The organism is Streptomyces sp. SD31, assembly GCF_052068475.1.
Lineage (GTDB): Bacteria > Actinomycetota > Actinomycetes > Streptomycetales > Streptomycetaceae > Streptomyces.
The window spans coordinates 178,355-193,297 of record NZ_JBQHCX010000015.1 but is presented as its reverse complement, the minus strand read 5'-3'; the positions used below and the strand labels follow the sequence as shown (position 1 = coordinate 193,297).

Genomic DNA, 14,943 nt, shown 5'->3' with positions numbered 1-14,943 from the left:
AAAGCGGAAGCTCGCGATCCGCGAGATCGTCTGCGCATGACGAACCACAGCGAAGCGACTGGATCTCCCGAAAACGACGGCAATGGGGGCAGTGAGCAGCACCTCGCCCCACGGGCGGCCGGACCGAACGATGTACCCGCCGTGCCTGGAGTGCCTGGCGTCCACGACGTGCCTGACACGCACGACATGCACGACACGCAAGATATGCAGGAGGCTCACGAGGCGCAGCGAAGGCGTCAGGTGCAGGCTGGACATGACAAGCGCCCGGGGCTCGCGGCACAAGCAGACCAATCCGACTGCACCCCCTACGAAGGGCACCTGGCCGGGCCCCAGGTAACCCTGCGCACCCCGGCCGAGTTGGCCGACGCATTGCCGTATCTCCTCGGATACCGCCCCGAGGACAGCATCGTGCTCGTCGCTCTGCACGACAGGGATGGCCGCGGCCGGTTCGGTGGCAGGGCCCGGCTCGGCATTCCCGCGAGTACGGACGACTGGGACGCGGCGGTCAGGCAGCTGGCCCACGGGCTGGTGAGCGGGAGCGAGCGCAGGGGAGCCCGCGCCGAGCAGATGGTCGCCTTCCTCTGCCAGGAACCGGCAAAGGGCGAGACAGGCCGACAGGTCATGGAACGGTTGCGGCCACTGGCTCAGAAGATGCGTGTCGCCTGCGGCAACCTGGACGTCCCGGTGATCGAGGCCCTGTGCATCTCCGACGGTCGCTTCTGGTCGTACTGCTGCGACAAGGAGGAGTGTTGCTCGCCCGAGGGCCAGGCGATGGGCTTGCCGGGCACGTCCGTGTTGGCCGCCGCGGCCACCTATGCCGGACTTCAGGTGCGCGGCACGCTGCGCGAGTTGCAGGCCAGGCTGTTGCCCTGGGAGACCGCCGCGGCTCTTGAACAGGAGATCGCCCTGGACACCGTCGGTATGGCGCTGGTCCCCAGGATCCTCGACGACGTGACACGCGCGGGCGTGGCGGAGGAGACTCTGGAACTCGCCGAGCGACTCCTGGACCGGTTCGCCGCGGCCCCGCCCGTGTCAGGAACGCTCACCGCGGATCTCCGTGACGACGAACTCCTCGGCCACGACGAAGCCGCGAGGCTCATTCTGGGCCTGCAGGACCGCTCGACCCGCGACCGTGCGGCCGAGTGGATGGAGGGCGACGAGGCCGGCCCCGCCCTCCGGCTCTGGCGAGCGCTGGCCCGCCGCTGCGTCGGACCGTACCGCGAGTACGCCGCGCCGCCCCTCACCCTCGCCGGGTGGGTCGCCTGGTCCACCGGCGACGATCTGGAGGCCCGAGAAGCCCTTGCCATGGCACTCGGCGCCGACACCGACTACCTCTTCGCGCGCCTCCTGCACCAGGCCTGCAACGAGGGTCTGGACCCCGAGTCGATTCGCCGTTGCCTGCGCGCCGAACGCGTGGGCCGTGAGCGGACATGTGCCGGGCGGCTCGACCGGCCGGCAGTCGCCGAAGAACCGGGGCAGGGCGCGGCAGTTGAGTCCGAGCCGATGCCTGATCCGGGTGATCGCCGCCGGTCTCGGCACGTTGCGGGTTCGGCCGGCCGTTTCCCGCGCTCCGCACGGGGCGCCGGGCGAGAGCGAGCTGCAAGCGTCTCGCGCCCACGTACTCCGGCAGGCACGCATCCCGGTGCCCCGCGGCCGGGTGGCACGGCCGCGGGTGCCTCGAAGCGCACGGCTGCGCGTACGCCGAAGAGTGCGGCTCCGCCCACCTCGAAGTGCACGGCTCCGCACACCCCAAGGAAGGGAACGGCGCGTCGGAGCGGGCCCCGTCCGGACGGTGTACGTCCCGGGAACGCCGCCGCCGAGGGGGAGGCGTGAGCCGTTACGGGCAGAGCACTCACCGATGGTGTCGAGGCGGCGGCCCTAGCGGCCGGCGTGTTGATCGATGCCGTGGAGGTGACGGCAGTCGCGGCGCGTGGCGCGGGCACCAACAGGGGAGCGGAGTCCGTTGTCCTGGTGTCCACGAGTTGCTCCATGCTCCGGGTATCCGCGAGTCGCTCCGTGCCCCGGGTATCCGCGAGTCGCTCCGTGCTCCAGGTATCCATGAGCAGCTCAATGAGTCGGCTCCACACGAGCAACGCCGTGATCCCAGTCGCCACAACCAGCAGAGGCCGCCCGAAGGCTCGTGCCGAGAACGGCACCGCCCTCGTGGGCGCTTCCGCGCCCCAAAGGACCTCAGCCCGCCTGGCGACCTCGGTGAACTCGGTGCCCACTCAGCGCGGTTACCCCATCACGGGCGTGACCCCGAGGAGCCCCTCCCCGTTCACCTGAGTGGCGGAACGCCTGGACTGGATGTGCCGCCGCACCCCTGTCTCCCCAGGTCCCCCAGCCGGCGCCGCACACGCCCGAGGCGCACCGAGCGCAGAGGAAGCCGCCCCATGCCACAGCCGCCCCCCGCCTCCCCGGGGCCCGCCTCTCCGGCCCCCGCCTTCCCGGCCGCCGACGATCGCTCGACAGCCGGTGGGCCCGTACCGTCACCCAGGCTGGATACGGAGCTGTCCCCCGTGGGGACCGGAGCGGAGCGGCACAGGTCCGGGTTGCCGAGTGAGGCCACCGGCAGTTCCCCGCAGGTCGGCGACGGCTGGTCCCCGACGACCTCGGTGGTCCAAGGGCGGGTCTCCGCCCGATCGGCGGATCGGAGCCTTCCCCCTGTCCGGCGGCCGACGGGAGGCCAGGACAGCCGCCCCTACCGGTGGGAAGGACAGGCCGGGCTGCCCGTTCAGCCGACGAGGCCGACAAGGCGGAGTCCCTCACCGTCGTGGCCCGCGAGTCCGGGCCCGACACCGCCACCCGCGGACCACGCACGGCGCTCCCGCCCGCCTCAAGACACCCCGTCCGCTCAGCCATCGACCGCTGGCCGGTCGGCCGACCTGCCTCCCACTCACGACGCCATGATCTGCGTGGCCCTCCCAGGCCTCGCCATCTCCACGGATCAAGGACAGTTGACGGGCCGGGGGCTCGAGGGGTTCTACCGCGCGGGCCGGCGCGTGCTCTCGCGCTGTCAGATCCGTGTGGCTGGACGCGAACCGCTCCCGATGCAAGCCCGGCTGACGGCGGCCGACCGTGCCCGCTTCGTGGGGACGCTGCGTAGTTCCCCGCAGGCGGGCCCGGACCCGGACGTCGTCGTCGAGCGAACCCGTCATGCGGACGGTACCGAGCGGATCACGCTGCACAGTGCGGCCGTCCGCCCGCTGCGGGTGCCCGTCGAGGTTGCTCTGGGGACGGACTTGGCCGACTTCGGTGCGATCGCGTGCGGCAAGTCGGGACCGGAACTGCCGGCCACGGTCCACGATTCCGGCCTGCGCTGGTCGTCCGCCCATGGGAACTCGACCGTGACGGCCGACCCGTCGCCCGCCGACGCGCTGGCCTCCGCGGGGCTGCTGCGCTGGGAGTTCGTACTGCCTCCGGGTGGCAGCGCGAGCATCGAACTGCGGGTGCGTCCGGACGGGGCGGGACCCGTGCGGGCCGTGGGCCGGGCGGCGACGAGCCCGTTGGCTCCCGCGCGGGCGGCCGGTGACGATCCCAGGGTGGAGGCCCTGCTGCGGACGAGCGTCGAGGACCTCCAGGCCCTCCTGCTGCGGGATCCCGCGCACCCCGCCGACACACACCTGGCCGCCGGAGTGCCCTGGCGCTGCGGCCTGGCCCCGGCCGAGGCCCTCGCCGCGGCCCGGATGACCCTGCCCCTGGGCACCCGGCTCGCCGTGGGCACGCTGCGCACCCTCGCCCGCACCCAACTCCGGGGCCAGGAACTGCAGTCCGGCATGATCCCCGGGCCGATACGGGACGCGGGCCCGCATCTGCCACCGGGTTGCACAGGCACGGAGGCCACGCTGCTCTTCCCCGTGCTGCTCGCGGAGGCCCGGCGCTGGGGGCTGCCCGAACCCGAGACCGAGGAACTCCTCCCGGCGGCCGAGCGCTGTCTGACCTGGCTGCGGATGGCCACAGGCGACGGCACATATCTGAGCGACCCGCACCCCGGCGGACCCGTCCGTTGCGAGACCCAGGCGCATGCCCACCGTGCCGCACTGCTCGGCGCCGATCTCCTCGACGCCTGCGGCAGACCGGGCGGCGGCGAACTGCGGCAGTGGGCCCGGGACCTGCGGACGACGTTCCGTGCGGACTTCTGGATCGACGACGTCGGCGGCGGCCGTCCCGCGGCTGCCCGATCCCCGGACGGACGCCACGTGCCGCATCTAGGCGCCGCCGCCGTCCACCTCCTCGACACGGGCCTGCTGGGCGGGGGAGAACAGGCCCCCGGTCTGCTCGACAAGGTGCAGACCGAACAACTGGCCCGGCTGCTCGGCGGGCCCGCCATGGACTCAGGGTGGGGGCTTCGCGGGCTGAGCATGAAGGAGGCGGGGCACAACCCCTTCGGTCACCGCAGTGGTGCCGTGAGAGTCCACGAGACAGCGCTCGCCGTCGCGGGCCTGGCCGCAGCCGACTACGAGAAGGAGGCGAGCATGCTGCTGCGGGGTCTGCTGGGCGCGGCAGAGGCATTCGGTCACCGGCTGCCCGAGATGTACGCGGGGGAGCGACGCACCGACCAAGGCGCTCCCCTCCCGCATCCGGCGGCCTGCCGCCCCGCAGCCACGGCAGCGGCGGCCGGGGTGCTGCTGTTGACCACGCTCGCGGGCATCCGCCCGGACGCCCCCGCGGGGACGGTCAGTCTGCGGCCCGTGCGCAGTGCGCCGCTGGGCGAGATCGTCCTGACGGGCCTTCGCGTCGCCGGCGAGCCCTTCTCCGTCCGCGTCAGCCGACTGGGCCTCGCCATGGTCGAGGAGGCGGCCGACGGCCTGCAATTGCGAGCTTGACCTCGTACGACGCCACACGGCACGACAAGTGACCGGGGTGGGCGGGCTGATTTCGGGCCGAATTGGATCAGCCACCGATGGGGCTGACGAAGTGGAGTGTTTATCGTCAAGCAGACGACTATGATCGCCGCATGCCCTACGACCCGTCAGCCTTTCCGCCCTTTGCCGTCACCGTGGATCTGGTCGTGCTGACCGTGCGCCGCCACGCCCTGTGCGCGCTGGCGGTGCGCAGGGGCGAACCGCCGTTCCAGGGGCGCTGGGCACTGCCCGGCGGGTTCGTGCGGGCCGACGAGGACCTGGCGCAGGCCGCCGCGAGGGAGCTGGCCGAGGAGACCGGGCTGCGCGCCCACGACCCCTCCGTTCCCGCGCAGGACAACGGCGCGCACCTGGAGCAGCTCGCGACATACGGCGACCCCAAGCGCGACCCGCGGATGCGGGTGGTCAGCGTCGCTCACCTGGCGCTGGCCCCCGATCTGCCCGCACCCCGCGCGGGGGGCGATGCCAGCAACGCCCGCTGGGCGCCGGTCGACGAGTTGCTGCAGCAGGGCGGTTACGGCCGTGACGGCGAACCGGTCGCGCCGCTCGCCTTCGATCACGCGCAGATCCTGGCCGACGGGGTGGAACGCGCCCGATCCAAGATCGAGTACTCGTCACTGGCCACGGCGTTCTGCCCCACCGAGTTCACCGTCGGCGAGCTTCGCCGTGTCTACGAGGCGGTGTGGGGCGTGGCGCTCGACCCCCGCAACTTCCACCGCAAGGTGACGGGCACGCCGGGCTTCCTCGTGCCCACTGGAGGGACCACCACACGCCAGGGCGGCCGCCCCGCCCAGCTCTTCCGGGCCGGCGGAGCCACGCTGCTCAACCCCCCGATGCTGCGCCCGGAGGTCTGACGCGAAAGTCCCCGCCGGGATGCCGAGCCGGGGTGCCGGGTCGGACCGGACGACACCGACCGTACTCGCGGACGAAGGGCGAACAGGGGGCCGAGCGAGCCGATCTGCGCCCGTAGCGGGCCGTGCGCTGCCCGAAAAAACGGACATAGCGCGCTATCTTGCTTTGAGTGATCCAGGCCATCGGACTGACCAGCAACCCTCGCAAGGAGCTTCCCCCCGCCGTCGACGACGTTTCCTTCGAGGCGCACGCGGGACGTGTCACCGCGCTGCTCGGGGCGCCGGGAGCAGGCAAGACGACGGCGCTCAGACTCATGCTCGAACTCCAACAGGGCCGTGGGATCACCTACTTCAGAGGCCGTCCCCTGCATCGCATCGCCCACCCGTCGCGCGAGGTCGGTGTGCTCCTCGGCGATGTTCCCGGGCACCCGGCCCGCACTGTCCGCGGTCATCTGCGCATGCTGTGCGCCGCCGCCGGCGTTCCGGCACGGCGCGCCGACGAGGTCCTGGAGGTCGTCGGCCTCGTCAGCCTGCGCGACGAACGCCTGGACACCCTCTCGCGCGGCATGGACCGCCGCCTCGGGCTGGCCTGTGTGCTGCTGGCCGACCCGCACACACTCGTGCTCGACGATCCCGCGGAAGGGCTCTCGGCCCGCGAGTGCCGCTGGCTGTACGGCATGCTGCGCGCGCACGCGACCCAGGGCGGCACGGTCCTGCTGACCACGGCTGATCCCAAGGCGGCCGCACGCACCGCCGACCGGGTCGTCACCCTGGAGCAGGGCAGACTCGTGGCCGACCTGGACGCCGCCGACTTCTCCCGCACCCGGCTGCGCCCGCGGGTCGCCGTCCGCACTCCGCACGCCTCCCGCCTGGCCGCGCTGCTCACCAAGGAGGCACGCACGGCACAGCGCTCCATCGAGGTCGTACGCGAGAGCGGCAACTGTCTCTCGGTGTACGGCAGCACATGTGCGGACATCGGCGAGACCGCGTTCCGCCACGGCATCCTCGTGCACCAACTCGCCGACGAAATCGGGGACATGGGGCCCGGCGCCGAGCCGGACCCCTCAATCGAGCTGCGATCGGACCAGGTGCGGCAGACGCCGAACGGCGAGTCGGTCACAGCCCGCGATGGTCGTGGGCACGCAGGCACCACGCCGTCGGTGCCGGACGACGTGGTGACCCCGGCCGGCGATCGCCCGGCAGGCCCCGAGGCGCCGCTGTCGCCGGACGGAGAGCCGGTCACGGGCGCTGGGCAGGAGGCCTCAGCCGAGGCTCCACAGGCGCCCATGGGTGAGCAGCGACCCGCCGACGCACTCCCAGACGATCGCCCTTCGTCCCAGGCCGCCGGTTCGCGCGCGGCAACCCCGGCTGTCGACGTCCTCCCCGATCTCCCGCCCCCCATCTCCGTCCGCCCCGCCCCCAGCCCCCTCCGCCCCCTCCGTTACGAACTCCGTCGCGCCGCCGGCGTCGGCACGGGGTTCCTCACGGGCGCCGTCGTGCTGGCTGTGTCCGCCCTCACCGCCGTACTGCTGGCCCGTATCGGACACACTCCGCAGCCGCGCCTGCTGGTCGCGTGGCCGCAGGAGCTGCCGCTGCCGCCCGCGGCGCTCGGTGCCGGGCTGCTCGGCGCGATCGCGTTCGGCGACGAGTTCCGCCACCCCGCCCTGGCCGCGGATCGCGGCACCGTCCCCCGTCGGCTGGGGCTGCTGGCCGCGAAGCTCCTCGTCGCCTCTGCCACCGCGCTGGTTCTGGCCTTCCTCACCGTGGGCTGCAATGCCGAAGTGCTCTATCTCGTCTACGGACGGGAGCTCGCGGAAGTTCCCGCCGACTGGCTTTCGCTGAGCGCGAGTTGGATCGGCCTCGTGGTCGGGTGTGCCTGGGCCGGCGTGCTGGCCGCGGGCCTGTTCCGGTCGACCACGGCCGGGCTCGCGGCGGTGGTCGCCGTACCCATCGTCGTCGTACCCCTCGTACAAAAGGCGCTGGAGGGTCCGTCTGTGCGGACGGCGGCCGGTTTTCCCCTGCGGCTGCGTGAGGTCCTCCTGTCGCAATGGCCGTTCGGGGGAGAGCGTTATCTGGCCGCCGTCGCGCGCGTGATCGCCCAACCCGTCGGCGGCGCACTGACGTTGTCGCTGGCCGCGCTGCTCTGCGCCTATCTGCTCACGACCCTGCGAAGCAGGGTCCGATGACGACCGCCCCTGTACTTCCCGGTCCCGTCGTGTGCACAACTCCCCGGGGAGAGCCCATTTCTTTCCGATAAGGCGTCAATTGCGACGGGGTGAGCGATCACCCTTTCGTGTGCTTTTCACCAAAGACCTCAAGGGAGTTGGGGACGGCGCCGACAAAGGATCCGTGAGTACCCTTGCGCACACCATGATGACCGCCGCCCGCGCCGCCGACTCCGGTCTCGCCGGCCCGGGCGATCTCGACCGCTACCCCTACGCCGAGGCCCCCGTCGCCGACCGCGTCGGAGCCTCCCCCTGGGAGACCGCGGACCCGGAGCTGGGCCGTGTCGGCCGACGCGCCGCGGGCAGCCGCGGACGCGGGCTGCACGGCCAACTCGTCCAACAGCTCGGCCAGATGATCGTCTCCGGCGACCTCGGCGCCGACCGTCCGCTCGTGCCCGAGGAGATCGGCCAGCGCTTCGAGGTCTCCCGCACCGTCGTCCGCGAGTCGCTCCGCGTCCTGGAGGCCAAGGGCCTGGTCAGCGCCCGCCCGAACGTCGGCACGCGCGTGCGCCCCGTCAGTGACTGGAATCTCCTCGACCCGGACATCATCGAGTGGCGGGCATTCGGACCGCAGCGCGACGATCAACGACGGGAGCTGAGCGAGCTGCGCTGGACGATCGAGCCGCTCGCCGCCCGCCTCGCCGCCGGGCACGGGCGCGACGACGTCCAGCAGCGGCTCGCCGACATGGTCGAGATCATGAGTCACGCGATGGGTCAGGGCGACGTCCTCACCTTCTCCCGTGCCGACACCGAGTTCCACAGCTTGCTCATCCAGGTCGCGGGCAACCGCATGCTGGAGCACCTGTCGGGGATCGTCTCGGCAGCCCTCCAGGTCTCCGGCGGCCCCGTCACGGGCTGTGACCGGCCGAACGAGACGTCGCTGGCGCAGCACAGCAGGATCGTCGACGCCCTGGCCACCGGCGACGGCGCGGCCGCCGAAACGGCCATGCGTCACCTGCTCACCGTCCACCCCGAGGTGGAGCGCGTGGTGCCCGCACCCCGCGAACACTGACCGCGCCCCTGGGTCGCGCGGCTGAGGATGCCTCCCCCTCCTGGGGTATCTCCCGGTCTGCGCACCCCCTCCCGTCGGGCCCGCAGGATCCAGCACGGATCCTGCGGGTCCGACGGTGCAATGGGGCGGCGGAATCGCCGTACAGTGCATCATCGAAGCCGCAGGTGACCGCTTCTGTTGTCATATGCCCGCTTTTGATCGGTTACGAGATGTGACTCGGGCCACGCAGATTGGGCGTAACGCTCGGGGAAACAACGCGATGACCTAAGAGGTGACAGCCGAGGAGGGAATACGGACGCCGCTCAAGGCGCTGTGCATCTTCCCGGCCCCCGCCCGCACCGTCGGCCCAATCCCCAGGTCGGTGGTCGGCTCCTGTCCGTCATGGACGGGGCCGGAAGCCGTTTTCCAACGTTCCGAGAGGTTGTTCGTGTCGGCCAGCACATCCCGTACGCTCCCGCCGGAGATCGCCGAGTCCGTCTCTGTCATGGCTCTCATTGAGCGGGGAAAGGCTGAGGGGCAGATCGCCGGCGACGATGTGCGTCGGGCCTTCGAAGCTGACCAGATCCCGGCCACTCAGTGGAAGAACGTACTGCGCAGCCTCAACCAGATCCTCGAGGAAGAGGGTGTGACGCTGATGGTCAGTGCCGCGGAGCCCAAGCGCACCCGAAAGAGCGTCGCAGCGAAGAGTCCGGCCAAGCGCACCGCCACCAAGACGGTCGCGGCGAAGACGGTGACCGCCAAGAAGGCCACCGCCACCGCCACGCCGGCGGCGCCCGCCGCCGACTCCGCCGTCGAGGACGAGGCCCCCGCGAAGAAGGTCGCTGCCAAGAAGACGACCGCCAAGAAGGCGGCCGCGAAGAAGACCGTCGCCAAGAAGACGGCGGCCAAGAAGACCACTGCGAAGAAGGACGACGCCGAGCTGGTCGAGGACGAGGTCCTCGAGGACACCAAGCCCGGCGACGAGCCCGAGGGCGCCGAGAGCGCCGGCTTCGTTCTCTCCGACGAGGATGAGGACGACGCGCCCGCGCAGCAGGTCGCCGCGGCCGGTGCCACCGCAGACCCGGTCAAGGACTACCTGAAGCAGATCGGCAAGGTCCCCCTGCTCAACGCCGAGCAGGAGGTAGAGCTCGCCAAGCGCATCGAGGCCGGTCTCTTCGCCGAGGACAAGCTGGCCAACGCCGACAAGCTCGCCCCCAAGCTCAAGCGTGAGCTGGAGATCATCGCCGAGGACGGCCGCCGCGCCAAGAACCACCTCCTGGAGGCCAACCTCCGTCTGGTGGTCTCCCTGGCCAAGCGCTACACCGGCCGCGGCATGCTCTTCCTGGACCTCATCCAGGAGGGCAACCTCGGTCTGATCCGCGCGGTCGAGAAGTTCGACTACACCAAGGGCTACAAGTTCTCCACGTACGCCACCTGGTGGATCCGTCAGGCGATCACCCGCGCCATGGCCGACCAGGCCCGCACCATCCGTATCCCGGTGCACATGGTCGAGGTCATCAACAAGCTCGCGCGCGTGCAGCGCCAGATGCTCCAGGACCTGGGCCGCGAGCCCACCCCGGAGGAGCTGGCCAAGGAACTCGACATGACCCCCGAGAAGGTCATCGAGGTCCAGAAGTACGGCCGCGAGCCCATCTCCCTGCACACTCCGCTGGGCGAGGACGGCGACAGCGAGTTCGGTGACCTCATCGAGGACTCCGAGGCAGTCGTCCCGGCCGACGCGGTCAGCTTCACGCTGCTGCAGGAGCAGCTGCACTCGGTCCTCGACACCCTGTCCGAGCGCGAGGCGGGCGTCGTCTCCATGCGCTTCGGTCTCACCGACGGTCAGCCGAAGACCCTCGACGAGATCGGCAAGGTGTACGGCGTCACGCGCGAGCGCATCCGCCAGATCGAGTCCAAGACGATGTCGAAGCTGCGCCACCCGTCTCGGTCCCAGGTGCTGCGCGACTACCTCGACTAGGTCGCGTCCGTACGACACGCAAGGCCCGGTCTCCCGAGTGGGGACCGGGCCTTCGTGCTGTCGCGCAGGTGCGGGGTTCGGCGAGCTGAATCACTCTGGGTTTCCCATGACCACCCGAGAGTGAGGAGCGTCATGCGCCGTCCCTTTACCCGGGCGCTGACCCGGCCGCTTGCTCTGGCGGCTGTGGCAGCCGCCATACCGTTGGTGTCCGCTGCCCCCGTGGCCGCCGACAGTGTCGTCGTCGGCGGGTTTCCGGTCGATGTTTCCCAGAGTCCGTGGACCGTGGCGCTGGCCAGTCGTGACCGGTTCGGGGGTACGCGGGCGGGTCAGTTCTGTGTCGGTGTGGCGGTCGGACGGTCCACCGTGCTCACGGCGGCCCACTGCATGAGGGAGGAGGTCCTGGGCTCGCCGTCGAACCGGGTGCGCGACCTCACGGTCATCGCCGGCCGTACGGATCTGTTGTCGAACCGGGGCCAGGAGATCCGCGTCCGCGACATCTGGGTGAACCCTGCTTACGACGGTGTGACCAACGCGGGGGACTTCGCCGTGGTCACCCTCGCCCAGCCGCTTCCCGCGAGCTCGGTCATCAGGATGGCGCGGGCTGGCGATCCCGCCTATGTGCCGGGCACGGCGGCTCTGGTCTACGGGTGGGGGGACATCACCGGTGCGGGTGACTATGCGCGCAGTCTGCGCGCCGCGCGCGTGCATGTGCTGCCCGATGCTCTGTGCAGGGCGGCGTATCCGGGCGGGGGCAGCGGAAGGTACCTGGCCGACAGCATGGTCTGTGCCGGGGAACAGGGAGGAGGCCGGGACGCCTGCCAGGGAGACAGCGGAGGGCCGCTGATCGCCCAGGGGAAGCTGATCGGGCTCGTTTCCTGGGGGAGCGGCTGTGGTCGTGCGGGGACTCCTGGCGTCTACACGCGTGTGTCCGAAGCCGTGCGGACGCTGGGGTGGCGCGCCGCAGGGACACGCGATCACCAAGCGGGCGCCTGAGGGCCCTGGGACCCGCGGCGCATGAGGAGGGCCCGAAGGCTATGAGCGCGGGCGGCCGCCCCTGCTGTCAGGGGCGGCCGCCCGTCGACCGGCCTGTGCCGGAAGCTGGCTCGTCGTGAATGCGAGGTGTCAGCGCTCTTCTTCGGACGTCGATGCGGGAACGGACGTCAGCCGCTCCGTCTCGTCCTGTATCTCCGCGGCGATCTTCTTGAGTTCCGGCTCGAACTTGCGGCCGTGGTGGGCGCAGAAGAGCAGTTCTCCGCCGCTGAGCAGGACAACGCGCACGTACGCCTGTGCTCCGCAGCGGTCGCAGCGGTCAGCGGCCGTCAGCGGGCTCGCGGGGGTCAGAACAGTAGTCACGTCGCCTCTTCTCTAGCTCGACGAGCTGTCGTACCAGGGTCAACATCCAACCAGCCCCAAAACGTTCCCGCTCGCGGCTTCTCCCAGAGAGAAATTTTTTCCGGGGCGGCTGGCCTGCTGCCGGTTTGGCGGCGAATGTGCCGTATTGCGTATCTGTCGTGCTTACGGTTTCGCGCTGTCGGTCAAGGTCGGTCCTGCCGGCTGGCTTGCCGGTTTGTTCATGAGGACGTGCCCGGAGCCTAAATGGTTCATGCCTGGAAGGGAACGTGATATGTACTTCACCCCATCGAGGGATCGAACACGCATACGACTCTGGACTAGTCTGTGTTCCACACGAGGGTGGCGTTACAACGGCTCTACCAGGCCTCGGTACCCTCTTGACGGCGACCGAAGCCGCGCCCTTACCCACTGGGGCCCCATATGAAATTCAGCGAGGAGCGAACCGCGTGACCGCCGAGACGTCCGTGCCGTCCACAGCGCTGCTGGCAGGAGCAGACCGGGACGGGTCCAACTACACCGCGCGGCACCTGCTCGTCCTCGAGGGGCTCGAGGCCGTACGCAAGCGCCCGGGCATGTACATCGGGTCGACCGACAGCCGCGGCCTGATGCACTGCCTGTGGGAGATCATCGACAACTCCGTCGACGAGGCCCTCGGCGGGTACTGCGACCACATCGAGGTGATCCTCCACGACGACGGGTCCGTGGAGGTCCGGGACAACGGCCGGGGCATCCCGGTCGACGTCGAGCCCAAGACCGGCCTGTCCGGCGTCGAGGTCGTCATGACCAAGCTGCACGCCGGCGGAAAGTTCGGCGGCGGTTCGTACGCCGCGTCCGGCGGTCTGCACGGCGTGGGCGCCTCCGTGGTCAACGCCCTGTCCGCGCGGCTGGACGTCGAGGTGGACCGCAGCGGTCACACCCACGCCATCAGCTTCCGGCGTGGCGTTCCCGGAGCCTTCGCCGCAGACGGCGCGAACGCCAAGTTCGAGGCCAAGGGCGGTCTGCGCAAGACCAAGAAGATCCCGAAGACGCGCAACGGCACGCGCGTGCGTTACTGGGCCGACCGCCAGATCTTCCTCAAGGACGCCAAGCTCTCCCTGGAGAATCTGCACCAGCGCGCCCGCCAGACCGCGTTCCTGGTGCCCGGTCTCACCATCGTCGTCCGTGACGAGCTCGGCCTCGGCGAGGGCGGCAGCAAGGGCGAGGAGTCCTTCCGCTTCGACGGCGGCATCAGCGAGTTCTGCGAGTACCTCGCCGCCGACAAGCCGGTCTGCGACGTCCTCCGCTTCGGCGGCCAGGGCACCTTCAAGGAGACGGTCCCGGTCCTGGACGAGCACGGCCAGATGACCCCCACCCAGGTCACCCGCGAACTCGACGTCGACGTCGCGATGCGGTGGGGCACCGGGTACGACACGACCCTGAAGTCGTTCGTGAACATCATCGCCACCCCCAAGGGCGGCACGCACGTCGCGGGCTTCGAGACGGCCGTGACCAGCACGATGAACGAGGTGCTGCGCGCCAAGAAGCTGCTGCGTGTCGCCGAGGACGACATCGTCAAGGACGACGCCCTGGAGGGCCTCACCGCGGTCGTCACGGTCCGTCTCGCCGAGCCGCAGTTCGAGGGCCAGACCAAGGAGGTCCTGGGCACGTCGGCGGCCCGACGCATCGTGAACACCGTGATCTCCAGGGAGCTCAAGGCGTTCCTGACGTCCACGAAGCGGGATGCCGCGGCCCAGGCCAGGGTCGTCATGGAGAAGGCCGTCGCCGCCGCACGCACGCGTATCGCGGCCCGCCAGCACAAGGACGCGCAGCGCCGGAAGACGGCGCTGGAGTCCTCGTCGCTGCCCGCCAAGCTCGCGGACTGCCGCAGCGACGACGTCGACCGCAGCGAGCTGTTCATCGTCGAGGGAGACTCCGCGCTCGGCACCGCCAAGCTGGCCCGGAACTCCGAGTTCCAGGCGCTGCTGCCGATCCGAGGCAAGATCCTCAACGTCCAGAAGTCGTCCGTGACCGACATGCTCAAGAACGCCGAGTGCGGGGCGATCATTCAGGTCATAGGAGCAGGTTCCGGCCGGACCTTCGACATCGACGCGGCGCGCTACGGCAAGATCATCATGATGACCGACGCCGATGTGGACGGCTCCCACATCCGGACGCTGCTGCTGACGCTGTTCCAGCGCTACATGCGTCCGATGATCGAGGCCGGCCGGGTGTTCGCGGCGGTGCCGCCGCTGCACCGGATCGAGCTCATCCAGCCCAAGAAGGGGCAGGACAAGTACGTCTACACGTACTCGGACCGTGAACTGCGCGACAAGCTCATGGAGTTCCAGAGCAAGGGCATCCGCTACAAGGACTCCATCCAGCGGTACAAGGGTCTCGGTGAGATGGACGCCGACCAGCTGGCCGAGACGACGATGGACCCGCGCCATCGCACCCTGCGCCGGATCAGCCTCACCGACCTGGAGGCCGCCGAGCGTGTCTTTGATCTGCTGATGGGCAATGACGTGGCGCCGCGCAAGGAGTTCATCTCCAGCTCGGCGGCGACGCTGGATCGGTCGCGTATCGACGCGTAGCCGCTGCGCTGGGCTTGGGCCGGCTGTTCGGCCTCGGCTTCGCCTTCGGCACCTCATTGGGGTTCCCACCGGCACCGCCCGGGCGGCTTTCGTCGTCCGGTGCGGGTGGCCCC

At 70.5% G+C, this 14,943-nt stretch carries 10 protein-coding genes; 8 read left to right on the top strand and 2 right to left on the bottom strand.

Features of this window, described 5'->3' with window-relative positions:
• The first annotated feature begins 36 nt into the window (after nucleotides 1–36).
• The 5 genes from ACTMVF_RS29865 to ACTMVF_RS29845 all read left to right on the top strand — a co-directional run bounded on the left by ACTMVF_RS29865 (nucleotide 37) and on the right by ACTMVF_RS29845 (nucleotide 8,950).
• Nucleotides 37–1,833, top strand: a complete 1,797-nt coding sequence (locus tag ACTMVF_RS29865) for a DUF4192 family protein (RefSeq protein WP_441274196.1) — start codon at nucleotides 37–39, stop codon at nucleotides 1,831–1,833.
• A 1,073-nt stretch (nucleotides 1,834–2,906) separates the two neighbouring features.
• Nucleotides 2,907–4,826, top strand: a complete 1,920-nt coding sequence (locus tag ACTMVF_RS29860) for a glycogen debranching N-terminal domain-containing protein (RefSeq protein WP_441274195.1) — start codon at nucleotides 2,907–2,909, stop codon at nucleotides 4,824–4,826.
• A gap of 131 nt (nucleotides 4,827–4,957) precedes the next feature.
• Nucleotides 4,958–5,716, top strand: coding sequence for an NUDIX hydrolase (locus tag ACTMVF_RS29855; RefSeq protein WP_403343722.1), 759 nt, complete (start codon nucleotides 4,958–4,960; stop codon nucleotides 5,714–5,716).
• Nucleotides 5,717–5,883: 167 nt separating this feature from the next.
• The gene (locus tag ACTMVF_RS29850; RefSeq protein ID WP_441274194.1) at nucleotides 5,884–7,899 is read left to right on the top strand and encodes an ATP-binding cassette domain-containing protein; all 2,016 of its coding nucleotides are present in this window, start codon (nucleotides 5,884–5,886) and stop codon (nucleotides 7,897–7,899) included.
• A gap of 163 nt (nucleotides 7,900–8,062) precedes the next feature.
• A complete protein-coding gene (locus tag ACTMVF_RS29845; protein WP_441274193.1) occupies nucleotides 8,063–8,950 on the top strand; it encodes a FadR/GntR family transcriptional regulator in 888 nt (295 codons plus the stop codon).
• 264 nt (nucleotides 8,951–9,214) lie between these two features.
• On the opposite strand, the gene ACTMVF_RS29840 is transcribed toward ACTMVF_RS29845, so the two are convergent.
• Nucleotides 9,215–9,436, bottom strand: coding sequence for a hypothetical protein (locus tag ACTMVF_RS29840; protein WP_441274274.1), 222 nt, complete (start codon nucleotides 9,434–9,436; stop codon nucleotides 9,215–9,217).
• Between ACTMVF_RS29840 and ACTMVF_RS29835 the strand changes: the two genes are divergently transcribed.
• Both ACTMVF_RS29835 and ACTMVF_RS29830 read left to right on the top strand, forming a co-directional pair.
• Nucleotides 9,378–10,907, top strand: a complete 1,530-nt coding sequence (locus ACTMVF_RS29835) for an RNA polymerase sigma factor (protein WP_441274192.1) — start codon at nucleotides 9,378–9,380, stop codon at nucleotides 10,905–10,907. The two genes, ACTMVF_RS29840 and ACTMVF_RS29835, sit on opposite strands and share 59 nt — an antisense overlap.
• Before the next feature lie 132 nt (nucleotides 10,908–11,039).
• Entirely contained in the window at nucleotides 11,040–11,900 is an 861-nt protein-coding gene (locus ACTMVF_RS29830; protein WP_441274191.1) for a serine protease, read from the top strand.
• 129 nt (nucleotides 11,901–12,029) lie between these two features.
• On the opposite strand, the gene ACTMVF_RS29825 is transcribed toward ACTMVF_RS29830, so the two are convergent.
• Nucleotides 12,030–12,260, bottom strand: coding sequence for a DUF7455 domain-containing protein (locus ACTMVF_RS29825; protein ID WP_301996277.1), 231 nt, complete (start codon nucleotides 12,258–12,260; stop codon nucleotides 12,030–12,032).
• Between the two features lie 446 nt (nucleotides 12,261–12,706).
• Between ACTMVF_RS29825 and ACTMVF_RS29820 the strand changes: the two genes are divergently transcribed.
• Nucleotides 12,707–14,830, top strand: coding sequence for a DNA gyrase/topoisomerase IV subunit B (locus ACTMVF_RS29820; RefSeq protein ID WP_441274190.1), 2,124 nt, complete (start codon nucleotides 12,707–12,709; stop codon nucleotides 14,828–14,830).
• Nucleotides 14,831–14,943: the final 113 nt, after the last annotated feature.